At 69.4% G+C, this 23,455-nt stretch carries 18 protein-coding genes and 6 pseudogenes; 12 read left to right on the top strand and 12 right to left on the bottom strand.

The features are described 5' to 3' along the window. Positions 1-576 precede the first annotated feature (576 nt). A complete protein-coding gene (locus AB0G56_RS28460) occupies positions 577-1,011 on the top strand; it encodes an ATP-binding protein (RefSeq protein ID WP_360974405.1) in 435 nt (144 codons plus the stop codon). Positions 1,012-1,342: 331 nt separating this feature from the next. On the opposite strand, the gene AB0G56_RS28455 is transcribed toward AB0G56_RS28460, so the two are convergent. Then, positions 1,343-1,672: a hypothetical protein gene (locus AB0G56_RS28455; RefSeq protein WP_360974402.1), complete on the bottom strand. Its 330-nt coding sequence runs from the start codon at positions 1,670-1,672 to the stop codon at positions 1,343-1,345. A 263-nt stretch (positions 1,673-1,935) separates the two neighbouring features. Between AB0G56_RS28455 and AB0G56_RS28450 the strand changes: the two are divergent. Further along, positions 1,936-2,123, top strand: a pseudogene (locus AB0G56_RS28450) (IS481 family transposase); the annotation flags it as partial. Between the two features lie 223 nt (positions 2,124-2,346). Here the strand turns inward: AB0G56_RS28450 and AB0G56_RS28445 are convergent. From AB0G56_RS28445 to AB0G56_RS28420, 6 genes and pseudogenes are all read right to left on the bottom strand, one after another. Continuing rightward, a complete protein-coding gene (locus AB0G56_RS28445) occupies positions 2,347-3,249 on the bottom strand; it encodes an SDR family NAD(P)-dependent oxidoreductase (RefSeq protein ID WP_360974399.1) in 903 nt (300 codons plus the stop codon). Between the two features lie 74 nt (positions 3,250-3,323). Beyond that, complete coding sequence (locus tag AB0G56_RS28440) at positions 3,324-3,887, bottom strand: TetR/AcrR family transcriptional regulator (protein WP_360974396.1); 564 nt, start codon at positions 3,885-3,887, stop codon at positions 3,324-3,326. A gap of 252 nt (positions 3,888-4,139) precedes the next feature. Next, positions 4,140-4,361 (bottom strand): annotated as a pseudogene (locus AB0G56_RS28435) (integrase core domain-containing protein); the annotation flags it as partial. Between the two features lie 102 nt (positions 4,362-4,463). Then, a pseudogene (locus AB0G56_RS28430) lies at positions 4,464-4,734 on the bottom strand (DDE-type integrase/transposase/recombinase); the annotation flags it as partial. Positions 4,735-5,152: 418 nt separating this feature from the next. Beyond that, positions 5,153-5,803, bottom strand: a complete 651-nt coding sequence (locus tag AB0G56_RS28425) for a response regulator transcription factor (protein ID WP_101401131.1) — start codon at positions 5,801-5,803, stop codon at positions 5,153-5,155. After that, a complete protein-coding gene (locus AB0G56_RS28420; protein ID WP_360974393.1) occupies positions 5,791-7,029 on the bottom strand; it encodes a sensor histidine kinase in 1,239 nt (412 codons plus the stop codon). The genes AB0G56_RS28425 and AB0G56_RS28420 overlap by 13 nt, the downstream gene beginning before the upstream one ends. Positions 7,030-7,163: 134 nt before the next feature. On the opposite strand from AB0G56_RS28420, the gene AB0G56_RS28415 reads away from it, so the two are divergent. The 7 genes and pseudogenes from AB0G56_RS28415 to AB0G56_RS28385 all read left to right on the top strand — a co-directional run bounded on the left by AB0G56_RS28415 (position 7,164) and on the right by AB0G56_RS28385 (position 14,355). Further along, a complete protein-coding gene (locus AB0G56_RS28415; protein ID WP_360974390.1) occupies positions 7,164-7,652 on the top strand; it encodes a hypothetical protein in 489 nt (162 codons plus the stop codon). Further along, on the top strand, positions 7,649-8,371 hold the full coding sequence (locus AB0G56_RS28410) for a class I SAM-dependent methyltransferase (RefSeq protein WP_360974387.1): 723 nt from the start codon (positions 7,649-7,651) through the stop codon (positions 8,369-8,371). The genes AB0G56_RS28415 and AB0G56_RS28410 overlap by 4 nt, the downstream gene beginning before the upstream one ends. Before the next feature lie 142 nt (positions 8,372-8,513). Further along, positions 8,514-8,822 (top strand): annotated as a pseudogene (locus AB0G56_RS28405) (transposase); the annotation flags it as partial. A 78-nt stretch (positions 8,823-8,900) separates the two neighbouring features. After that, positions 8,901-9,020: pseudogene (locus AB0G56_RS28400) on the top strand (transposase); the annotation flags it as partial. Between the two features lie 797 nt (positions 9,021-9,817). Further along, positions 9,818-12,961 (top strand): discoidin domain-containing protein, encoded by a 3,144-nt coding sequence (locus AB0G56_RS28395; RefSeq protein WP_360974384.1) that lies wholly within the window; start codon positions 9,818-9,820, stop codon positions 12,959-12,961. A 649-nt stretch (positions 12,962-13,610) separates the two neighbouring features. Next, positions 13,611-13,808: a hypothetical protein gene (locus AB0G56_RS28390; RefSeq protein ID WP_360974381.1), complete on the top strand. Its 198-nt coding sequence runs from the start codon at positions 13,611-13,613 to the stop codon at positions 13,806-13,808. Between the two features lie 148 nt (positions 13,809-13,956). After that, the gene (locus AB0G56_RS28385; RefSeq protein WP_360974378.1) at positions 13,957-14,355 is read left to right on the top strand and encodes a DUF4440 domain-containing protein; all 399 of its coding nucleotides are present in this window, start codon (positions 13,957-13,959) and stop codon (positions 14,353-14,355) included. A gap of 321 nt (positions 14,356-14,676) precedes the next feature. Here AB0G56_RS28385 and AB0G56_RS28380 read toward each other — a convergent pair. Both AB0G56_RS28380 and AB0G56_RS28375 read right to left on the bottom strand, forming a co-directional pair. Then, positions 14,677-15,898, bottom strand: a pseudogene (locus tag AB0G56_RS28380) (IS3 family transposase). A gap of 119 nt (positions 15,899-16,017) precedes the next feature. Further along, a complete protein-coding gene (locus AB0G56_RS28375) occupies positions 16,018-16,476 on the bottom strand; it encodes a hypothetical protein (RefSeq protein WP_360974375.1) in 459 nt (152 codons plus the stop codon). A gap of 239 nt (positions 16,477-16,715) precedes the next feature. On the opposite strand from AB0G56_RS28375, the gene AB0G56_RS28370 reads away from it, so the two are divergent. After that, complete coding sequence (locus tag AB0G56_RS28370) at positions 16,716-17,114, top strand: hypothetical protein (protein ID WP_360974372.1); 399 nt, start codon at positions 16,716-16,718, stop codon at positions 17,112-17,114. A gap of 291 nt (positions 17,115-17,405) precedes the next feature. On the opposite strand, the gene AB0G56_RS28365 is transcribed toward AB0G56_RS28370, so the two are convergent. Continuing rightward, positions 17,406-18,116: a response regulator gene (locus AB0G56_RS28365; protein WP_360974369.1), complete on the bottom strand. Its 711-nt coding sequence runs from the start codon at positions 18,114-18,116 to the stop codon at positions 17,406-17,408. After that, positions 18,113-19,759, bottom strand: a complete 1,647-nt coding sequence (locus AB0G56_RS28360) for an ATP-binding protein (protein ID WP_360974366.1) — start codon at positions 19,757-19,759, stop codon at positions 18,113-18,115. The genes AB0G56_RS28365 and AB0G56_RS28360 overlap by 4 nt, the downstream gene beginning before the upstream one ends. 97 nt (positions 19,760-19,856) lie before the next feature. Between AB0G56_RS28360 and AB0G56_RS28355 the strand changes: the two genes are divergently transcribed. Continuing rightward, entirely contained in the window at positions 19,857-20,849 is a 993-nt protein-coding gene (locus AB0G56_RS28355) for a tripartite tricarboxylate transporter substrate binding protein (RefSeq protein WP_360974363.1), read from the top strand. 221 nt (positions 20,850-21,070) lie between these two features. Further along, the gene (locus AB0G56_RS28350) at positions 21,071-22,516 is read left to right on the top strand and encodes a gluconate:H+ symporter (protein WP_360974360.1); all 1,446 of its coding nucleotides are present in this window, start codon (positions 21,071-21,073) and stop codon (positions 22,514-22,516) included. A 538-nt stretch (positions 22,517-23,054) separates the two neighbouring features. Here the strand turns inward: AB0G56_RS28350 and AB0G56_RS28345 are convergent. After that, positions 23,055-23,453 (bottom strand): nuclear transport factor 2 family protein, encoded by a 399-nt coding sequence (locus tag AB0G56_RS28345; protein WP_360974357.1) that lies wholly within the window; start codon positions 23,451-23,453, stop codon positions 23,055-23,057. Between the last annotated feature and the right edge of the window lie 2 nt (positions 23,454-23,455).

The following is a 23,455-nucleotide window of genomic DNA, read 5'->3' as shown; positions in this document are numbered from 1 at the left end:
GCCTCTCCGAGCGCCGCTTCGGCAGCCAGCCCCGTCGCCTGTCCTGCATCTGCTCTGGCTTAGAACCCCACTGCCGAACCTCCCGGTGCGCGCGCCCGCAGCCGACGCCTTCACCGAGGTACTGCTCACCCAGCTTCACTGCTGGGTACTGCGAACTGCACTTACGGGAACCACACTTGCTATGACATCGGTCCCGCTCCGGCGGCCCCTGATCACTGCGGGCCACCCGGTCCGGTCACCAGTCCCGTCGCCGTCCTGCAACAACTCTGGCTTCGAAACTCCGTGACCGCACCGTCCTACGAACTGCAACTACGGGTGACGCTGCCCGGCAGTCCATCCCTGCCGGGCCCTACTGTCTCTCTGGGTTACGAGAGAAACCATAACCACACCACCACCCAATGTCTACTCCAGCGAACATAGATTTCCGAGCGTTCGACAATGACGTAATCATCCTCGAACAGCGCCGCTGAAGGACGCAGGGGGCAGCCATCGCCGGGTTGGCCGCCGCAGGTCGGAGCACAAGCACCGGAGGGAACAGGACCGGGCATTGGCGATCCAGAGACCAAGGTGAACCTGATGGACACCATGAGCGTCGACGTCGCAGCCGCCCGCTCCACCGCCTCCATCGCCAACGCCCGGAAGCGCACCCGGGCCCTCCTCGACGGCCTCGTACGCCCGATCGGAGCCGAGGCTGCCGACACGGTGGTCCTGGTCGTGCCGGAACTCGTCACCAACGCCCTCCGCCACGTCGACGGCACCTGCACCCTGGACCTGACCGCCCACCCGGACAGCATCGAGGTGGCCGTCCACGACCCCAGCCCGCAGGTACCGCGCATGCGCACCCCCGACCTGAACGGCGGCACCGGAGGCTTCGGCTGGCCCACGGTCAACCGATTCAGCCGCGCCACCGACGTCACGGCCGCCCCCAGCGACGGCAAAACCGTATGTGCCTTCCTCCCCCGATGGCCAGCGCCGCAGCACGTCCCTCACTCGGCGGCGTTGCCGCGATGAGCCGACGTCGTTGAAGCGGACGCATCACCCGCGAGACCGTTCCCGAGCCGGTCTCGCCGCCGTGGTCCCGGCCTGCCCCAAGGCCAGGACCACCACCGTCCTCACACACCGCCCGCGCAACCCACCGAAGCCGAGCCGGTGCGGCACGACCGCCGGACCGAAGGTCGTGCTCTCCGGGAACCCGGCTCTGCAGTGACTCCTCAACTCGCGGGGGTTTCGCTCAAGCAGCGTTCCACTGGGGGGCCGGCGCCCGCGCCACTCCGCCCAGCGCGGATCATCCAGCGTCCTCTCCAGGTCGGCCACTCCAGTCGCTGTGAGGAAGACGACCAGGTCATGGTCGGGGTGCGCCAGGCCCAGGCCCCCGTCCTGGCCGCGACGACGCGTAGTCACCCGGCACCGCGGCCGCGAGCTCCCACGCCCCGGTCACCATCGCGTCGAACGCCTCCGTGCGCACCGAGCGGTCACCGTCGGTTCGGGCCATGGCGTACGGGGCCGGCCCCACCAGCGCCTCATCGGTGTCCTCCACGACGCGCAGCGCCTGCTTGCTCCACACCCGGCCCGTCCGGTGCACGTCGCGTCGTACGACCGTTTGGCCCATCTCGACGCTGCGCATCGCGGCCGCCCTCATCTGCCCGCCGGCGGTCCGGCCGACGTGGTCCACCCAGCGCGCCTGGGGACGGTGGGCAAGCCGCTGTCCGGGGACGGCTTTCCCAGGCTCCCCTTGGGCTTGCCCGCGGCTACCGACGCCGCCCGATCCCGAACACCCTGCGGCTCCTGGCCGCCGGGGCTTCGGTCGCCGCGCGGGCAGCGGCCTCTTCCGTCTGGCGGCGTGCGAGGCGTTCGGCGCTGGGCCGGCTCGTCACGCTCCACCACCACGGGCGCGGCCTGCCGGTACCGGGCGACCCCGGGCGGGCCCTGGCCGGGCTGCTCCACGCGCTACGCGAGTTCGAAGACTTCTACAAATTCCCACCGGCCCCATCAGGGCATCGCCGACACTCGCCCATTACGCCTTACCGATGCCCATCAGCGATCCGGGGCAGATCACCCACCTCGACATACGACGACGCCAACGACTCGGCGGCATCCTTCACGAGTATCGACATGCCGCCTGAACTGGGCGGATGAGCTTCTCGGCAGGCGCAGGGCTGCGGCGCTGCGGAGATCCGGTTCGACGGGTCCGTTGCCCGCATTGCCGGCTTTCACGGCCTTTTCCAGACCAAGGTTGAGCAGCGCATCGACGCCCTGGACACCTATGGCAAGAACTGCCGAAGCACCCTTGGAACCCCGCCCTCGACCGACTGATCACTCGCCCGCAGAGCATCCTGAAAGGACTCCTCAGGCGGGAACTGTCCCCAGTAGCGCACGGGTCTCGGCGACTACCCGCGCGTTGAACGCCGGGTCGTGCACCTGTGCGGAACCCCGCATTGGACGTCCCTTCTCGTCGTAGTAGACGCCGGTGGCGTCCGATTCGTCGGTGAGTATCCGGGTGATCATGCGAGCAGCGGTGCCCGGGGTGGTCCAGTACTTGATGAGCGGGGCCAATGGCGAGAGCGCGCACTTCGACAGCAGACGCAGGAACAGGTTGGCGTCACGGCCGAGATTCGTGCCGGGGGCGAAGCCGGGCTCGATGGCGTTGAACCGCAATCGGGGTGTTTCGCGGGCGAAGGCGAGCACCGTTGCCAGGTTGCACTGCTTGGACGTGGCGTAGGCGTCTCCGCCGAGCAGTTTCGAGCCGCCGGGCTTCCACTCGCCGCGGGTGCTCGCCTCGGCGGAGATGTACCGGGCGCCGCGGAAACCGGACATGGTGGCGGTCTTGCGCTCCGGATCCTCCACAGCCGAGACGATGAACACCACCTGCGTGCCGTCTTCGAGGTGGGGCACGAGCGTCTCTGTGAATACGAAAGGCCCGATGTGGTTGGTCGCATAGGTGATGTCCCATCCGAGGGCGTTCGTGCCGGGACGGTTGGGGAAGATGCCGGCGTTGTTGAGCACGCCACTGATCGGGAGGCCGAGTTCGATGATCTGGCCGACGGCGCGTCGCACGCTCGTCAGGTCCGAGAGGTCGCAGACGACGGACACGGCCTCTCCGCCTCTGCCTTCGATGCGTTTGCGTACGTCGTTGAGCTTGGCGGCGTCGCGCCCGACCAGCACCACGGTGCCGTGCTTGGCCAGTTCGAGGGCGGTGCGGCGGCCGAAGCCGGAGGTCGGGCCGGTGATGACGTAAGCCTTGCCGGACATGGCGCTCCTTAGTCATCTGACTAGTCAGTCATCGACGGGGGTGGGTGAGCATGCGGAAGTGGCCCCGGGGCGGCTCAGCCGATCATGCGCCAGAGCGCGTCGAAACCGGACTTCTTGTGCTCGTCGGCGCGATCCGGGTCGCCGATGATGTAGTCGATGGTGGCCTCGGCCAGGGCATTGCACAGCGTGAACACCAAAGGCGCCGGGGCGTCGCGCATCGGGCCGCTCGCCCGGCTGCGCTCCAGGACCTCCCCGATGCCTGCCATGGTCCGGCTTGCGGACTCATGGGTGGACGCCGCGATCTCATCGGAGACCTGGAGCTGCGCCAGGGTGCGGCGCTTCAGGGGATTAGCCGTTGCCCAGTCCATCCATCGTGACCACATGTGCAGCATCTGGGTGTGCGCATCGGCTGCGGGTAGGCCGCCGAGTGCGGCCGCCCCCATCTCACTCTTCAGCTCCAAGTAAAGCTGGTTCAGCAGATCCGCTTTGGTGTCGAAGTAGGTGAACAGCGACCCGTTCGAGACGCCGGCCTTCTTCGCGATCGCCGCCGTCGCCGCCCCCAGCCCCTGAGCAGCGATGATCCGTGTGGCGGCGGCCATGATCGCCGCGCGTTTGTCGTCGCTCTTCGGTCTGGGCATGAGTACAGCATGTAGGAGAGTGGCCAGTCAGTCAAATGCGGGGAGTCGCTCTCCTCTCGACGTGCAATGGAGCGACCCACGCTGATCCGCAACCTGACCGTGAAGGAAAGGCGCGCGGCCGCCAACGGGCCCGAGCTGTCCAATCGACTGTTCGAGGAGGCCCTACGACCCACCTTCAACCCTTACCGCTCCAGGAGTTCGGAGGACTTGATCGCAGACTTGATCTGAACCGTTCCGGGTTTGATCGAGACTCTAGATTGTGACTGTGACCTGGGCTTTCGTGGTTACTCGGTAGTAGTTGGTCTCGTATTCGGCGGGCGGGGTGTGCCCGATCGCACCGTGCAGTCTGCGGTGGCAGTACCAGTCGATCCACTCAGCGGTGGCTAGCTCGACCTCGGAGAGTGTCTTCCAGGGCCGACGCGGCTTGATCAACTCGGTCTTGAACAGGCCGATCGTGGACTCCATCAAGGCATTGATCAACGCCAGGACACTCATGGGGTCAGTCATAAGCAAGAGTCAGACCGCCTCAGCCGGGTCTACCCGATCCTTGCGGGATCCGGTGCGGAAAGACTGACAGTCGTAGGCGTCGCCGACCGATCCGATCGACGCGGCGATGCCTGCCCGGGTCGAGGTGCCCGGCGAGCGCGCACGGTGTGTATTGCGACCCGGCATCGGAGTGATGTATCAACTCGCCTTTTCCGTACGGGTATTGATCTCGATCACGCTGCCACAAGGCCATCTCGAGAGCGTCCAGGACAAGCTGTGTCTCCTTCGATGTGGCTGCTGACCAGCCGACGATGCGGCGGGAGAAGGCGTCCACGACGAAGGCGACGTAGACGACGCCGGCCCCACGTGGATCACCGGGTTCTACAACACCCGGCGGCTACACAGCGTGTGCGGGTACCGCAGCCCGATCGACTACGAACACGACCACCGGGCCAACTCCGCCTTGGGGCTGGCCGCTTAGAAGATCTCCACAGTTCGAGGGGATTGACAGACCGTCCGAGGAAGTGATCCTGCATCGGGCCGAACCGGAAGAACTCCGGAATCAGACCGCCGTAGGCATCGCCTGCGGGCTGCATCCCGGCGGCGATCTCGAACCCGTCGATCACCTCGGTGAGTGGTGCTCCGTCGATGCGGGGGACGATCACGAGCGGGCCGCCGTCGCCACGGTGCTGGCAGTCGAACCGGATGTCATTACTGGTCATCCAGTGCTTGCCGATCTGTTGGGCCGAACGGCGGTAGGGGTGCGGGCGCCGGGTCGGTTAGGTCGGGGAAGCGCCGAGGAATCTCAGGACGGCGAGAACGCGCCGGTGGTCGGCGTCGGCTGCGGGCAGGTCGAGTTTGGCGAGGATGTTGTTGATGTGCTTGGCCACTGCGCTGTCGCTGACGACCAGGGCCTCGGCGATCCCGGTGTTGGAGCGTCCCTCGGCCATCAGGGCGAGTACCTCCCGTTCGCGTGGCGTCAGCCGATCGAGCGGGTCACTGCGGCGGCGCACGAGCAGCTGGGCGACCACCTGTGGATCCAGTGCCGTGCCCCCGGCTGCAACCCGCCGAACGGAAGCCACGAACTCCTCCACGTCGGCGACGCGTTGCTTGAGCAGGTAGCCGACGCCGCTGGTGTTGGCCGTCAGCAGGTCGGCCGCATACCGCTCCTCGACGTACTGCGAGAGCAGTACCACCGCGGTCTGCGGCCATTGCTTACGGATCACCAGCGCGGCGCGTACGCCTTCGTCGGTGAAGCCGGGTGGCATGCGGACATCGACCAGGGCCAGCCCGGGCCGGTGTTCCTCGACGGCCGCAAGCAGGGCTTCGGCGTCGCCGACTTCGGCGGCGATCTCGAAGCCGGCCATTTCCAGGACCTTGACGAGCCCGACGCGCAGCAGCAGTGAGTCCTCGGCGATCACGGCTCGCATGGCAGCTCCACGGCGATGGTGGTCGGGCCCCCGACCGGGCTGCTGATGTGGAAGGTGCCGTCGACGGAACCGACCCGTTTGGCCAGCCCGCTCAGTCCGCTGCCGGTGGAGGTGTCGGCGCCGCCGATCCCGTCGTCGGTGATGTTCACGCGCAGCATTCTCCCGATCTGTTTGACAGTGACGTCCACGCGGGTGGCGCGGGCGTGCTTGGTGACGTTGGTGAGCGCCTCGGAGACCACGAAGTAGGCGACCGACTCCACGGTGGGCGCCGCTCGCTCCTCGAGGTCGACTCTCAGCCGTACAGGGATCGGTACCCGGGCGGCCAGCCCGGACAGCGCCGCGTCCAGCCCGCGGTCTTCGAGGACGGCCGGGTGCAGGCGGCGCACCAGGTCGTTGAGTTCGGCGATGGCCTCCTTCGCCTCGCGGTGCGCCTCGCCGATCACGGTGCGGGCCTCGTCCGGCAGGTTGGTGAGGGTGGCCTTGGCCAGGCCCAGGTTGACTGCGAGGGAGACCAGGCGCTGCTGGGTGCCGTCGTGCAGGTCGCGTTCGATGCGGCGGCGTTCGGTATCGACGGCGTCGATCAGGTCGGTGCGGCTCTCGGATAGGTGCTCGACACGCTGCTGAAGCTGCTGGGAGCGGCTGGTCCCGAGCAGCGCGAGCGCGATCCGGGTCTCAGCGCGGGTCACCGGCCCGGTCAGCCAGGGTGCGGCGCACAGCAGCAGCACGCCGGCCGCGGTGTAGTACACCGCGTGGGTCGCGTAGTCGACATGGTCCAGGCGCACCTGGACCGGCAACATCCAGGCCCACCCGTTGACGGTGACGCCAGCAAGGCCCGCGACCCACGCAGCGAGCACCCCCGACTCCACCACAGCCAGGAGCGGACCGACAAGCAGGTGGTATCCGGCCTGCCGCCAGGTCTGGGCCACGGATAGCCACCGCAGAGCGCGCCTCAGCCCCCCTTGCTCGTGCGCGGCCGGCAGCCGGAGGATCTCCACTCCCAGCAGCACCCGGTAACGGCGTCGCTGCACAGCGGTGAGCACAAGCACACCGAGCAAGATCAGCACAAACGGGAGCGGGAGCCATGGCCACGCCCTCAACTTCGCGACACTCGCCATCCAGCTCCACAACGGCACCAGCGCAAGGTGCGGCGGAATCCCGGCCGCCAAGAAACCGGTGTCCCGCCGGACCCGAACAACTCTGCGCCGCAGCGCCCGGGGAATCGTCATGGCTCGACGGTAAAACACCAGGTGAGGGCTATGCCATGCACCGTGCATCCGGATCGATGGTGAAGCTGGCACCACCCTGAGAACGGCACCCGGTATTACTGACTGTGATCGCTGTGCGGCTCAGGCTGAAGGGCATGCAGGAAATCATCGAACTGTTCCCGGAGCCGGACGCCGAGCGCGGCATACGCGGGCCGCGCGGCCCGCGCACGGGATCGCTCCCCAGCCCGCAGCGCCGTCGTCCGGGCCGCCTTCCGGGCCGACGGCGGGGTCTTGTCCTGGCCGGCTGCGGGGTGGCGCTGCTGCCGTGGCTCGTCGTGTTGGCCACCGGCCTGCCGACCACCTTCCGTGCCTCGCACTGGTCCGCCGCCTGGGTGGGTCTGGACGCGCTGGAGGCGGTCGGCCTGATCACCACAGGTCTGCTGGCCACCCGCGGGGATCGGCGACTGGCACCGGCCGCCGCCGCGACGACCGCCCTGCTCACCGTCGACGCCTGGTTCGACACGATGACCGCGGCCAGCGGGAGCGAACTGCGCGCGGCGCTGGTCATGGCGTTGTCCGCAGAACTTCCGCTCGCAGCGGTGTGCGTCCGCCTGGCGGTTCGAGCGCTGCCCCGCACCCCATGAAACCCGCCACACCGACCCGGGCTGCAACCACGGATACCACAGAACTGGAGAACACCATGGGCTCTGCTGTCCTGACCGCACCGCGCCTGCGCTGGGCCTGCGCCCTCAGTGCCGCTGCCGCCGCAGGCGCCTGGTGGTTCGGCGACAAGGCGCCGTACCCCTACGCCCAACGCAGCCTGCTGGACCTGCCGTTGCCGTTCCTCACATCCGCCCGGCTCGACGCGGTGCTCACCCCGAGCCCGGGCGAGCGGATCCTCGAAGTGGGGCCCGGCACCGGACTGCAGTCGCTGCACATCGCACCGCAACTCGGGCCCCACGGGCAGCTCGACATCCTCGACATCCAACCCGAGATGCTCCGCCACGTGATGCACCGCGCGGAGCAGCGCGCAGTACCCAACATCGTGCCCACCCATGCGGATGCCCGCGAGCTGCCCTTCGACGACGACACCTTCGACGCCATGTATCTGGTGACCGCACTGGGCGAGATCCCGGAACCACAACGGGTGCTCGATGAGGCAGTACGGGTGCTCACCCCCGCAGGGCGGCTGGTCGTGGGCGAGTTCTTCGACCGGCACTGGATCCCCTTCGGCCCTCTGCACCGTCTCGCCGACGCGTCCGGCCTGCATCTGAGCACCAGGATCGGCTCGACCCTCGCCTATCTGGCACGGTTTCAACCCTGCGCCCGATCGCAGCGCTCACTTCGAGGACCTGAGAGCTGATCGGTAGCCCAGCCCAGGTGTTCCGCCTCGGCGGTCATCCCGTGCCCGGCAGCGGCAGCCGATGCGAAGGGCCTGTGTGATGTCGTGATCAGTTGCTGGATTCCACCTTCTTCGCGGGGTGGAACCCGGTAGGACTGTCTTCGTGACGGGTAGGCAACCCACCCATGCTCAGTGGAAGTTCATCGAGCCGTATCTGCCGATCGGTAGGTACGGCCCGTATCCGGAGCGGTTGCGGGAGCAGTTCGAGGGGGTGATCTGGCGGTTCCGGTCCCATGGTCAGTGGCGGGAGATGCCTGCCGAGTTCGACCCCTGGGCCACCGTCTACGGACGCTTTCGCATGTGGCGGGACGCTGGTGTGTTCACCGCTCTGCTGGAAGGTCTGATCGCCGAGGGCGCCCGGGTGGGCAGATCGGACTTGTCGCTGGTCAGCATGGACTCGACCACGGTCCGCGCCCACGGAGCCTCCCCCTGAGTGGTGGACACGCTGATACTGGATCTGCTTGATCCGGAGGAGGCGAGAAGACCGCCGATGGCGATGAAGGACTACTCGGACGAGTTCAAGGCCGATGCCGTGACCCTGTACGAGTCGACACCCGGGGCGACCTACAAGAGCATCGCCGCCGACCTGGGCATCAACCGGGCCACCCTGCGCGAGCGGGTGCTGCGGGACCGCGAGCGCCGGGGCGACTTCGAAGTCCACATCGACCTCAGTGCCGTTGCCACTGACGAATCGGCATCTCGCCCCATGAACCGTGTAGGAGAGGTACCGATGTGCCCACTCCGGCTGATCCGGTGCGAACGGCCAGGCCAAGGAGATTCGACAGTCGCTCAAGCGAGGGGATCGCCACCCTCATGGCCTCGTCAATTGCGTTCGGAGCACGGACGTAACCGAGTACGAGGTCTCGCGCAGCCCCAACCCGTTCCATACGGCGTCCCTCCTGAGCCCGTGGCTGACGTTGTTCCATGAGCCGCCAGTCTCCGCGGGACGGCATTCTGAGACGATCAGTACGGCGTGAGCAGTGATCCACGACAACACCCAACGCCCCGGCAGCCCACCCGGCTCCACCCCCCACCGCTCCCCACGTCCTCGCCCCTGCACGCTGCTCGATCACGGAGGAGGACGCCACGAGAAGGGACACGACCGACGCGCCGACGCACCGGCACCGCGCTATGGCGGCGATGCGTACCAAGGCCCAGCCGCAGGTCAACTCCTTTTACGCGATCCGGCCTACGTCCATTCGCTCGTGTCCGACGAGGGCGGCCGGCGCTCGGGCACTCGTCGGCCGTTGACGGCTGACCCAAGGGCAGGGGCGGGAGTAAGGGCTCTCCGGGAGGACTCACGCCGTGAAAGCCCTTACTACGCAGTGCGCCGTACCCGTTGACTCCCGCCCGGATGACTGTCGAGAATGCTTCCTTGACAACGTTGTCCAAACGGAAGGCCTCGCCGTGTCGCACCACCCCGCCCAGGTCGGCCGCCGACGTTTCCTCCAACTCCTGGCTGCTACCGGTGCGTTGACTGCCCTACCTGTCGGCGCCGGAGTGGCACAGGCGGCGGCTGACGCTCCCGTCGCCGGGAAGGCCCCGGCCTCCGACGGCATCGCCGCCACCTACCTGCGCGTCCTCGCTCAGCACACCCGCTGGTCCGAGACCCAGTGGGACCCGGCCCGCGGCTACTACACGGACAAGGACTTCGGCTTCGCCGTCGTCCTCGGCAATGCCGTGCTGCTCACCCACGGCAGCTACGACAGCGACCTGACCGGCGTCGACCGCGACACCCTGCGGACACGCACCCTCGCCACCATCCGCCACTTCGCCGCCTCCAACCGGCTCACCGGCGGCGACCAGTGGGGCCGCACGCTCTTCTTCGACACCACCTTCCAGTCGTACTTCGTCATGGCCGCGAAGCTTCTGTGGTCCGAGCTGGACGCGACGACGCGCGGCCACGTCGACGCGCTCCTGCGCGGCCAGGCGGCCTACACCGACGGTCTCGGCACCGGCGACGACCCGGCCTCGGGCTCCTGGACCCCGCACGGGCTGACCGGCGGCTTCGAGGGCGACACCAAGCTGGAGGAGATGGGCGTCTACGCGCAGTCCCTCGCCCCCGCGCTGGCCTGGGCCGGCGACGATGCCCGGCACGCCGCGTGGAGGGAGCGCTTCGGTACCTGGTCGCGCAACGAGGCCGGGCTGCCGCCCGCCGACCTCGCCAACCCCGCGGTGGTGGACGGGGTGCCGGTCTCCCGCAACACCGCGCGCAACCTCTACGACACGTTCATCGTCGAGAACCACGGCTCCTTCGGCCCGCACTACCAAGAGGAGTTGTGGCGCACCTCGGGCCGTAACTCCTCGCACTTCCTCGCCGCGGGCACTCCGCTGCCGGAGGTGCTGACGAAGCAGCCCAACGCCGCCCCGTTGTGGCGGACCCTGCTCGGCGTCATGAGCGACGCGGGTGAGCCGTTGATGCCGATGGTCAACGACCGCGAGCACCTGTACGGGCGCGACGTCATCCCGCTCGCCTTCCTCGCGCGGGTGTTGGGGGACCGTGCCGCGGCCCGCGCCGAGACCGAACTTGCCGCCCGCTTGGAGGCGTACCAGCAGTACGCGCCGCGCTACCGGCTCGCGAAGTTCTCCGGCGAGCCGAAGTACGAGCCCGAGGCGCGCGCCGAGATCGCCTTGAGCTACCTGCTGCACGTGTGGACGGCGCACACCCCCGTGGAGCCCCTCTCGCGCGAGGAGTTCTTCGCGCGGGCGGCCGGGGTGACGGATTTCGGTACCGGGCCCGGGCTCGTCTCGCACCAGTCCCCCGCGGCGTGGGCGGCGGCGGTCAGCAAGCCGGGCTTCGTGAAGTTCGCCTGGCAGCCGGCGCACGACGACTGGCTGTTCAAGCTGAGCGGCGGCACCCCGATGTTCCTGCCCTCGACGGCGGGCACGGTCTCGGGCCGCGCGGTGGAGACCTGGAGCACGGTCCGCGACGGCTTCGACGGCAGCGCGACGCTGCTGCGTCTCGACAGCGGCTGGGCCGGTTTCACGACGCTGGGGTCCGGCGCCGTCGTCTACGCGAGCAGCGGTACGGCTGCGGGCGAGGGGCACTTGGAGGTGTACAACCTCACGATGCCGGGAATGCCCGGCCTCGGCGGAGCCCGCACCTTCCGCTTCGCGGAGGGCTCGGTGCGGGTGGCGGCGCAGGACGGGGCGAGCGCCCCGGCGGCCGGCGGGCGCGTCGACACGCTCGAGGTGCCGCGCACCGCCGTGCGTTACCTGCGCCTGCAGGGGGTGCGGCCCGATCCGGCGTACGGCTACTCGCTGTTCGCCTTCGAGGCGCGCGCCGAGGGGGGCGGCGAGGACCTCGCGCGCGGCGGCGCGGCGACGGCCTCCTCGGCGGCCCCGGGCATGGGCCCGGAGCTGGCGGTGGACGGTGACGGGGCGACCCGCTGGGCGGTGGCCACCGCGGACCGCAAGCGCGCAGACAGCTGGCTGGCGGTCGACCTCGGTGCCGCGCGGGAGGTCGGGGAGGTGACGCTGCGCTGGGAGGCCGCGGCCGGGCGCGGCTACCGCGTTCAGGGCTCGGCGGATGGGGAGCGGTGGGAGGATCTCGCCGTCTATCCCACGGCGCGGGCCCGCAGCCACGGCGGCTGGCTCGACGTGGATGGCCGCGCCGGTCTCGTGGTGCGCGGCGCGGACCGGGACCACCCCCTCTCCGTCTACGACGACGCGCTTGTCCTCAGTGACGGCCCCGCCGCCCCGGTCGTGATCGAGGGGTATCCCGCTGCCTCGCCCGACCGGTTGCGGGCGCTGGCGGCGCGAAAGGCACCGTCGGCCGAGCACGCGCGGGTGCGGGCGGCGTACGTGGATGAGCACCTGAGTCTCTTCAATCTCTCCGGCGAGGAGGTCCGCACCCGTGTCTCGGTGCCGCAGGACGGCGCCGAGCGGTATGTCTTCGCGGGGACGCAGACCGTGACCCGGGACGGGATCGTCCACGAAAGCGAGTTGCCTGCGGCGCGGGCGCTGCTGCTGGCGCCGCGGTTCACGCTCGCCCCGGTCTCGGGTCGTGCGCTGCCTGCCGGGCTGCGGGTGAGTGTCGAGGACGGGGCCACGCTGCGGCTCTCGGGGGCCTCCTGCCGGGTGCGGGTGCGCGCGCAGGGCCGGACCGCGGTGGTCTCGGTGCGCTCCGGCGGGCGGCCGGCCGTGGTGCGGCTGCACGGGGCAAGGGCGTACCCGGTGAACGATCTGGCGCTGGGTCGCACGGTCTTTCCCACCAGCCCGCTGCCCGCGGGCATGTCGGAGCCGTCCGCGGCGGTCGACGGGGACCCGGGCAGCTCGTGGCGGCCGGGCAAGGACGGCCGCCTCGTCGTGGACCTCGGCGCGGCGCTCCCGGTGCGGGAGATCGAGGCCGAGTGGACCGGCGGCGACATTCCCGGCCTGCGAGTCGAGGGCAGTACCGACGGTATCGGCTACCAGGACTGGGGGCGCGCCTCGGGGCGTGGCCGCACCCGCGCACTGCGCGTCCGCGCGACGGCCCGCTATGTCGCGGTGCGGGTGGAGGGCGGCGACGGGCACCGGGCGGCGCGGCTGGTACGGCTTTCGGTTCGCTGACGGACCGACCGCGCGCGTCCCGTCCTGATCAGACGCGCGGCGCTCGGGGCCCCGAGTGGAGGTGCTCGGCCAACTCCACACGGGGCCCCGGGGCTGCCGTCGTGCGCGCTTCGAACCCCAGTCGCTCTTGGCCGTGCGCTGTCCCGGCAGGCCGATTCGCCGCGGCCCGGGCGGGCGAAAGCGGACACGGCGGGGGACACCGAGTGGTTGATGCCGGTCGACTTTAGGATGGTGCGAGCGCACCACATGCGGCCGGGGCCCGAAAAAAGGGGCTCACGACCCGGCCCCGGCCGGTCCAGAGGCGGTCCGACCAGCAAGATTTACGTGGCTCGCGACGGCCAGGGCCGTCCCCTCGCCTTTGTCGTCACAGGCGGCGAGACGAACGGCTGCGCCCGGCTGCCGGAGCTCCCAGGACGACGTGCCGCTGCTACAGTCCCGCGCCCGGGCCGCGTGCCGGTTCAGCCGGTGCCGGGCCGTCGTCAGGCGGGCAGCGCCTCCCCTGTCGATGCCGTCCAGTCCGCGCGCGCCGCGACGGCGGCCCGCCATGGACGCAGAGTTTTCGGCGGCAGGCCGAAAGACAACACGTGACCAGCTGGTTGATCTCAGCGGGAGTGGCGCTGTCCTGCGGGCCGGCGTGGAGCACGGTCATGTGCAGCCACTCCGGCCGCACCGGGCACAGCCCAGGCTGCTCGACCAGCTTGCGGTAGGGCTCCTCACGGTCTGCATCGTGGTCATGCTGCTGGAGGCCTACGGGCGCACCAACACCCTGGCGGAGATCGACGACATGACCGCGGGCTACGAGCAAAGAGGCTTCCTCATTCCCTACCCGACTGTCCCGTCGCAGTGAAGGTGAACCAGCGGAACTTTGTGGCCAGCAATGGCTCAGGTGTACTGAGACCAGGGCTGTTGCAAAGTCGCGTGATCTCGTGGGTGTGCTGGACCGAAGCTGCCTCGACGCCATGTCCGCCGCCCCCTATCGGTGTTACTGTCGCACCATGTCCAAGATCGAGATTGACGCCATAACCGCCGAGTTCTTCGGAGCCTTCGACAACCGCGGCGGCAAGGTTGCGGACGTGGCCCGGATCCGCCGGCTGGTCATTCCGGGGGGCGTGATCGTGCTGACCGGGCCGAAGTACACGGTCTACACCATGGACGAGTTCATCGAGCCTCGCGAACGCCTGCTCTCCGACGGCCGGTTGGTCGAGTTCTCGGAGTGGGAGACCTCCGAGCGGACCGAGATCGCGGGCGACATCGCGGCGCGCTTCGGCGAGTACCGCAAGGCCGGCGTCCTGGACGGCAAGCCATTCGAGGACGGCGGGACCAAGACCTTCCAGTTCGTCCGCACCCCGGAGGGCTGGCGGATCGCGGCGTTCTCCTGGTACGACCAGTCCTGAGCGCAGCAGCCCGCGGGGCTGGGGCGTTTAAAGTCCGGGGGATCATGTGAGTCCGCAGGTTGCGGCGGTCCAAGGAGTGCGGGTTGGGCCGTCACGAACGCAACGAAGCTCCGGTTGAACGGGGTCCCCCCCAAGTCGCCTCGTACCACCGGAGCCTCGATGTGTCGTCAGACTGCCACCGTCTGTCTGATCAAGTCGCCCGCTCTGGAGGACACTTCGGGGTTGTCGCTGGTGGAGCGGTTGCGACTGTTGCCGGATCCGCGTCGGCGTCGAGGGGTGCGTCACCCGTTTGAGCCGTCCCCCGGAGTGTGGACACGGGGTTCATGCCGCGAGCGTGAGTCCATGTTCTGCCCGGTGTTGTTGTTCGAACTCGACGGGTGAGAGGTAGCCGAGACTGCTGTGTCGTCTGCGGGCGTTGTAGTACGTCAGCCACTGGAAGATCTCCAGCCTGGCCTGTCGCACCGTCGTGAACACCCCCTGCATCGCTTCTCTCGTCAGTCCCTGCCAGAAGCTCTCGGCCAGGGCGTTGTCGTAGCTCGACCCGACACGGTCCATGCTCCGGCGGACGCCGAAACGGTCGCTGACCTTGGCGAACGCCGCCGAGGTGTACTGGGATCCCTGTCCGCGTGGATACAATGGAAGATCACTCCGTCGACGTGGCCGCCGCGGGTCGCCACCGCCATCGTGAGCGCATCGACGACCAGCTCGGTGCGCATGTGTGTGGCCATCGACCAGCCGAGCAGCCGGCGCGAGCAGATGTCCAGGACGCAGGCCAGGTAGAGCCACGTGCCGCCGACCTGCACGTAGGTGATGTTCCCGCACCACTTCTCGTCCAGGACGGCGGCGGTGAAGTCGCGTCGGATCAGGTCCGGCGCGGGCGGCGCGAGCCGGTCGGGGATCGTGGTGTGCTTGCGCCGGCGCAGGTGTCGATCCTGGATGCCTTCCCGGCGCATCAACCGCTCGACCCGCTTGCGGTTGACCATGTGCCCGAAGCCCCGCAACTCGGCGTGCACGCGCCGCACTCCGTAGGTGCCGCGGTGCCCGGCGTGGATCTCGCGGATCTCGGCGACCAGGGTGTCGTCGTCCGCCCGGCGTTCGTCACGGGCAGGCGCCCCTGCGATCCACCGGTAGTAGCCCGAGCGCGAGACGCCCAGGACCCGGCATATCCGCTGCACGCCGAAGTCGGCGCGGTGGGCGGAGACGAAGTCCCAGCGGTCGGTCATGCCCTCATCTCCTGGGCGAAATACTGGGCCGCCCGTCGCGGGATCTCCCGCTCCAACTGCCACTCGGCCTCGGCCTTGCGCAGCCGGCCGAGCTTGGCCCGCAGCCGGATCAGTTCCTCGTCCCGGTCCTCGGGCGTCGCCTCGCTGCCGCGGGCCCGGCCCGCCTGCTCGTCGGCCTGGCGCACCCAGGACCGCAGCGTCTCGCCGGTCACCCCGACATCCACCGCGACCGCCGCGTACGTGCGCCGACCCGCTGCCGCGCGATACAGCGCCACCGCGTCGTTCCTGAACTCTTCCGGATACGGAGGCCTACGTCCCACAAGGACACCCTTCTTCCTCGGACCGTCAAGATCCATTGTCAGAGTGTCCACACCGCAGGGGTCGCCTCAGCCTTGTGTGTCCAGGATCAAGGGGCAAGGCCCAACTCTGTTAGGACCTCTTAGCCGGACTCCAAGCCGCGCACGGTCTTCGGCTCGCTGATGTCCAAGCAGTACATAGAGAGGGCAGCAGCCACGATCCGGTCGTCCAGGTCCGGTTCGCGACGGCGGCCGCGCAGGACGAGGGCGAAGTGGCCGCGGGCTTCGGCAGGCAGGTGCCGACGGTGGAACCGGCCGCCGTCGTTCATCACGAACACCGTCGCGGCGACGTCGACGGCCGCCAGGGCGACGTCGACCACGGCGACGGCCCGGACCCGGATCGCCGCAGCCGCAGCCGCAGCCGCAGCGCGGGCGTACTCGAGGAGGGAGTTGATGACGTCGACGGCCACCTTGGACGTGCGGATCGCACTCTCCTTCCATTCCTTGCGCAGCTGCGCGAGGGACCGGGCCTTCTGCTTCGGCGGGCGCGTCATCTTCGCGGCGATCTGGTTCAGCTTGGCGCGGGCCCGCTCGGAGACCACGGGCAGGAACTTCGGCTCGCCGTCGTCGTCGACAGCGGTGACGCACGCTCCCTCCTCTTCCTCGAACTGCCCGCCGTACGGGAATGTCCGGTCAACGTCGGGTCAAGTCGTGGGGGGACGACACGCCCCAGGGCAAGAATGGAGGCCGAACCGCCCGCCACCACGCGGCAGTCGGCACCACCGGTGGCAAGACCGGCTCGCAACGGATCGTTCGTCCCGTCCGAATCGAAGGGGAAGACATGCAGTTCAAGCTGGGGCGCCGAGTCGCCTCCCTCGCCGCAGTGACCGCACTGGCCGTCACGGGGCTGGGGCTCGCGTCGGGAAGCGCGTCCGCCGCCACCGGATCCGACTCCAACTCTGCGCACGGCGTGGAGATCACCGGCTGGCACACGTCGGACGAGAACCCGTGGGTGTCCGCCCGGCTGTGCAACTACCAGAGCTCGGCGAACAGCTTCTACTTCTGGATCAAGGACACGGCGGGCGACAACGTCACCAGCCCGGGGCACATCACCCGCGTCCTCCCGCCCGGCCAGTGCGACTACATCTCCGGCGAGGACTACGGCAGCACCCCGATCCAGGTCTACGCGAGGTCCGGAAGCTCCTGGACCTTCGGCACCGACCCGATCTCCCTCGGCTGACAGCCGCCCCGCACGGCGCCCGCTGACCGCCAGGGGCCCGGGTGTGCTGCCACCGCCGGGCGGCAGCACACCCGGGCCCCTGGCTGCGTGGTTCGCCGGCCGGGGTGGCCACGGCAGGCTTAGCTTGTTGTTGTGTCGCCGGCGAGACAGACTTCACGCTCAGACCGCCGCAGAAACGCCCCAGGCCGCGATCGGCCGCCGGTGGCCGCGCCGCCTACCTGCTCGGTGTCTCAACCGGGACCGCCCGGGGGCTGCGGCCCCGCCCGCCGACTCGCGCCGGCCGCTCAGCTCTCAGACGCGCCAGCCGTAGCGGCGTTCGGGCCGGCCGGCGACGCCGTAGCGCAGCGTCACCTTGGCGCTGCCGATGGTGTGGAAGTGCTCCAGGTAGCGGCGGGCGCTCACCCGGGAGACGCCGGTCAGGGCCGCGCACTCGGCGGCGGACAGGGTGCCGTCGGCTTGGCGGAGGGCCCGTTCGACGAGTTCGGCGGTCTCCACACTCATGCCCTTGGGCAGCGCGCCTGCCGGTGCGGTGGCCGTCCCTCCTGCCAGGACGCGGTCCACGTCCGCCTGGCTTCGCACGACGGTGGCCAGCAGACGGTCGCGTCGCGTGGCATACCGCTCCAGGCGGGGGCGGAGATCGTCGAAGGCGAACGGTTTGAGCAGGTAGTCGACCACTCCTCGGCGCGCGGCACGGCGCACCGTCTCGGCCTCCTGGGCGGCGCTGATCACCATCACGTCGCAGTCGTGGCCCGCGGAGCGCAGCCGGGGTATGACGTCGAGGCCGAACGTGTCGGGCAGATACAGGTCGAGCAGGACCAGGTCCGGCCGCAGGTCGTCCACCGCGTCGATGGCCTGTTGGCCGGTGTGGGCCGTGCCGACCACCCTGAACGGCTGGACACTCTCGACGAACCTGCGGTGCACCCGGGCCACCATGAAGTCGTCGTCGACGACGAGGACGTCGATCGTCGCGCACGCTGCGGACGGGCCGTGCGTGGCGGTCATCGGGATGCTCCTTCCGCCACCGCGTCGGCGGGGTGGCTGACTGTCATACGTGCGGTGAACACCGCGCCGTCGGGTGTGCTGGTCACGGATACCTCGCCGCCGTGGCGTTCGCACACCAGCTTGGTGAGTGCCAGTCCGATGCCTCGCCGGCCCTCGGGATCGGCCTTGGTGGTGAAACCGTGGACGAAGACTTCCCGTGCGACTTCCGCGGTGAGGCCCGGTCCGGAGTCACGGACCACGATCTCGACGCTGGAGGCGTCCTGCCGCAGCTCCACCTCGACCCATGCCTCGTCGTCGTCGCCGCGATGCACGGCGGCGGCGTCCACCGCGTTGTCGACGAGGTTGCCGACCACCGTGGCGACATCGGCCGCGTCCTCCGCCACGAGCCGATCGAGTGCGGTGTCGGCGGAGATGCGCAGGGCGACTCTGCGCTCGGCGGCCAGCGAGGACTTGGCCATCAGCAGCGCGGCGATCGCGGTGTCGCGTACGCGGCTGGCGAGGGTCATGTCCAGCGACTGGCGGCGCTGGTTCAACGCACGGATGTGCCGCACCACTTCGTCGTGTTCGCCGATCTGGATCAACCCCGAGATGGTGTGCAGTTGGTTGGCGAACTCGTGGGCCTGGGCGCGCAGCAGTTCGGAGGAACTGCGGAAGGAGCCGACCTTCCGCTCCAGTTCCGCCAGTTCGGTGCGGTCGCGCAAGGTGGTGACAGAGCCCAGGGTGCGGCCGTCCTTGACGACGGTCATCCGGTTCATGACGAGCATGCGTGCGCGGCGGATGACTACCTGGTCGGGCCGGTCGGCGCCGCCCCGGGCCCCGATGAGCACGTCCCGCAGCCGTCCGTCGATGTCGAGTGCGTCGAGGCTCTGCCCCACGCAGTCCTCGGGCAGGTCCAGCAGGCGCCGGCCCACGTCATTGACGAGGGTGAGGCGGTGTTGCGGGTCGAGTGCGACGACGCCCTCGGCGATCCCGTACAGCATGGCCTCGCGGTGCTCGGCCAGCCCGGTGATCTCTCGCGGCTCCAGACCATGGGTCTGGCGCTTGACCCGTCGCGCGAGGAGCCACGATCCGGTCGCGCCGAGTCCGCTGGCGATGCCCAGGTAGGCGAGCAGGTACGAGGAGGCGCCACTGAGCCGCTCCGACATGGATGGGAACGCCTCACCGATCATCACGGTGCCGAGCGTGCGGCCGAGGTCGCTCTCCTCGGCTCCGAGCACTGCCACCTGGGCCACCAACTCGCGACTGCCGTCCAGTGTCAGTTGTCCGGACCAGCCGCGCCCCGCGGCGGCTCCCTGCCCCAGGGGCAGCGGCTCGCCGACCACAGTGGGGTTGGTGGAGGAGACGATGCGGCCCTTCGCGTCGGCCACCGTCACGGAGGTGACACCGGACTGAGCCAGCGTGGAGTGCACCAGCGGGGCCAGTGTCTCTTCGGGAGCGGGCCGCACCAGCTGGCTGCGGACCAGGGGGTTCGCGGCCAGTTGCTCCGCCAGCGCGTCGATCCGACGGCCTTCGACGCGTTTGAAGGTGGCCTCGGACTGGCCGAGAGAGAAGCCGGCGACGGCCAGCAGCACGACCACGATGATGACCAGCTGGAGGGCGAGCATCTCTCCCGCCAGCGTATGGCGGCGGAAGACAGCGACCACAATGAACTCAATCTTTCGTGCTGACACAACGTGGGCAGCGCATGTGCCGGATCGCATAATCATGACGTCCGCCGGTTGAAATCGGAAGTGAGGTGCCATGAGAGGTCCCGCACGTGCCTTTCTCGGCACCCTCGCCGTGCTGGGGCTGCTGCTCGCGAGCAGCGGCTGCGGAGTGTGGCCGGTGGGCGGCCACAAGCCGGTCCAGGGCTTGCGGATCGCCGTGCCCAACACTCCGGGCGGCGGTTACGACACCACGGCGCGGACCGCGGCGCGGGTCATGGAGGAGGCCGGCATCGCATCGGACGTGCAGGTCTTCAATCTGCCGGGCGCGGGCGGCACGGTGGGTCTGCAGCGGATCGTCAATGAGCGCGGCAACGGTGACCTCGCCCTGCAGATGGGGCTCGGCGTGGTGGGAGCCTCCCATGTGGCGAAGGCGAAGGTGACCGTTGCCCGGACCACCCCGATCGCGCGTCTGATCGAGGAGGCGGGCGCGGTGGTCGTGCGCAAGGACTCGCCGTACAGGACGATCCAGCAGCTCATCACCGCCTGGCGCAAGGCTCCGGGCCGGCTGCGGGTCGGTGGCGGATCCTCCCCCGGCGGCCCCGATCATCTGCTGGCCATGGAACTGGCCAAGGCGGTCGGTATCGACCCGAAGAAGGTCGGATACGTGGCCTACGACGGCGGCGGCGGCAACCTCCTGCCGTCCCTGCTGGACGGCAAGGTCGACTTCGCCACCAGCGGGTTCGGCGAGTTCCTCGACCAGATCGGCAGTGGCCAGCTCCAGGTCCTCGCCATGACCGGCGACCGGCCGGTCAAGCCCCTCCCGGGGGTGCCGACGCTCAAGTCGTCCGGCATCGACCTGGTGTTCGCCAACTGGCGCGGCGTCGTCGCCCCGCCCGGCATCAGCGACGCCGACAGGAAGCGCTGGACCGACGTCCTGACCGCGTTGCACAACTCCCCGCGCTGGAAAGCCGAACTCTTCCGGCACGGCTGGACGGACGTGTTCGCCACCGGCGACACATTCCGCTCATACCTGGATCAACAGGACAAACTGGTCACCGATCTGGTCGCGCAGCTCGGTCTGGAGTAACCGAGCGGTCGCTTCGCCGCCGTGACCGGGCCGTGATCGTCGTCGCCGCGGAGGTCCACGGACCTGACCAGCAGCCGAACCACGCCCGCTACCGCGGGCCCGTGCCCTCGGTGGCCGGCCCCATGCCCACGGTGGCCGCGCCACCCGCCCTTGATGGGTTCTGTCAGCCGAACCCACTCCACCCGGCCCACTCACGGCCGACCGTCGAAAGGTGTCTCCGCGTGACCTCACACGCTTGGTTTCTGCTGCTCGTCCTCACCGTGGCGATCGCGGTCCTGATCTACCTCATCAACTCACGGCTGCGTGTACATCCCTTCGTCGCCCTCATCCTCGTGAGCGTGGCCACCGGGCTGGTGGCCGGCGAGCCGGTCGGCAAACTGACGGACTCTCTCGAAGAGGGAGCGGGCGGCACTCTGGGCGATGTCGGCCTCACCCTCGCCCTGGGCGCCATGCTCGGCCGCCTGCTGTCGGACTCCGGCGCCACCGACGCCATAGCCCATGCCGTCGTCGACCGGTCCAGCACCCGCCGGCTGCCCTGGCTCGTCGCAGCCGCCGCGTTCGTCATAGGCATCCCGATGTTCTTCGAGGTCGGCCTCATCGTGCTGCTGCCTCTGATCTTCAGCGTGGCGCGCCGACTGGAGGCCAATGGAGGCACCAAGGGCTCGCCCTACGTGCTGCTCGGCGTTCCGGCCATCGCGGCGTTGTCCACCCTGCACGGCATGCTGCCCCCGCATCCGGGGCCGCTGACCGCCGTGACCGGCCTCCACGCCGATCTCGGTCTCACCCTCGGCGTCGGCCTCGTCTGCGCGATCCCCACCGTCGTCCTGGCCGGCCCCGTCTACGCCCGCTGGATAGCGCCCCGCCTGGCCGACGTGCGGCCCGACGCCGCGCTCGTGGCGCAGTTCACCGGCTCCGGGCCGCGCAGCGGGGCAGCGCCCGAGTCCGCCGCCTCGGCCTCCGGGCCCGAGGCGCAGCAGGCCGCCGCGCCTCGGACGCGCGGTGGCGTTCCCACGGGCCTGGCCGTCGCCTCCGTGCTCGTCCCCGTCGCCCTGATGCTGCTGCGCACCCTGGCTGAGACAGTGCTCGACGATTCCAGCGCTCTGTGGTCCGCGCTCACGTTCATCGGCGAGCCACTGGTGGCGATGCTTGCGGGCTTCCTGTTCGCTCTGGGGGTGACCCTCCTGCGCGGCGACCGCTCCGGCGAGCAGACCCGCGCCTCCCTGACGGACAGCCTCAAGTCCATCGCCGCCATCCTGCTCATCATCGGCGGCGGCGGCGCGTTCAAGCAGGTGCTTCAGGACTCCGGCATCGGCGACGCCATCGCCTCGGCGGCCAAAGGGGCTCACCTCAACGTGATCGTGCTCGGCTGGCTGATCGCGCTGCTGCTCTCCCTGACCACGGGTTCGGCCACCGTCGGCATCGTCTCCGCCACCGGCATCGTCGCCCCGCTGATCGGTACCAGCGGCGGCCTGGAGGCGTCCCTCCTCGTGGTCGCCATCGGCGCCGGATCCATCGGCCTCAACTACGTCAACCACGCGGGTTTCTGGCTGGTCAAGGAGTCCTTCGGCATGGACCTCGCGCAGGCCGCCAGAACACAGACCGTGGTGCAAACGCTGGTCAGCGTGTTCGGCCTCGGTATGGCCCTTCTGCTGTCCGTCTTCGCCTGACAGGGCCGCTTCTCCTGACAGTGCACGGGGGAAGCCTCGGGCCCGTCGTTCGAGTCTTTCGGGCGTGCGGAGCCGCTCGTTCGTCAGGGGGTGGGCCCGGTGCCGCGGGTGTCTCTGTCGCCGGGCTGCCGGCCGGGCCTGCCCGATGCGGATGGTCACGTCGCCGTTGTCCTCGGGGTGCCGAAGGGAGTGCAGGAGCCACTGGCAGGTTTCGTCGGGCGGGCGCGGTGGTGCGTCGAGGACGCTCACCAGTGTGGCCAGGCGCTCGTCGATGGGATGGTGGCGAGTCTCGACGAGACCGTCGCTGTGGGGGACGAACCGAACGCCCGGGTACAGGTCGAATGCGGCGGTGCCGAAAACTCGGCGTGTGTACGACTTCGATGCCGGTGACTTCATTGTCGGCGAACAGGGGCGGCCTGGCCGGTCCTCACCAGGGTCGGTGTGGCGCTTGTGCTGAGGCTCCGACCGGGAGCGGGTGGTCCCCCGGGACGCCACCCTCTTCCCGGTCGGAGGACGGGGCACTGTGTGCCGAAGGGGGTCACCTGACCGCATGGGTCTCCAGCGGGCCTGCGGTGATGCGAAGTTCGCGGATGCGGAGCGGTCCCTCCTCTGCCAGGTAGAAGATATGCGTGAACGGGGCGCGGACGACGCGGTCCGGTTCGCTCTTCTTGGCCATCGTCGCCTCGCCGCGCAGCAGCCTGACGCCTTTGTCCGCGGTCCAGAACTCCAGTACCTCGTGAGTGATGTGCAACGGCTCGTCGATCTTGACGAAAAATGCCTTGATGGCTTCGACTCCGTGGATGTGCGCGGTGCCGAAGTACAGGTCGGTGTCCTCGGTGAGCAGTGCGAAGCCTTCGTCGAACGACAGGGTGTCGATGGCGTCCATGAATTTCAGGACCCAGGCGGGGACGTTCGTCGGGTGTGCTGTGTTCGCCATGG

This window comes from Streptomyces sp. NPDC021356, assembly GCF_040641015.1.
Taxonomy (GTDB): domain Bacteria; phylum Actinomycetota; class Actinomycetes; order Streptomycetales; family Streptomycetaceae; genus Streptomyces.
This window is presented reverse-complemented; position numbering and strand designations above follow the sequence as displayed.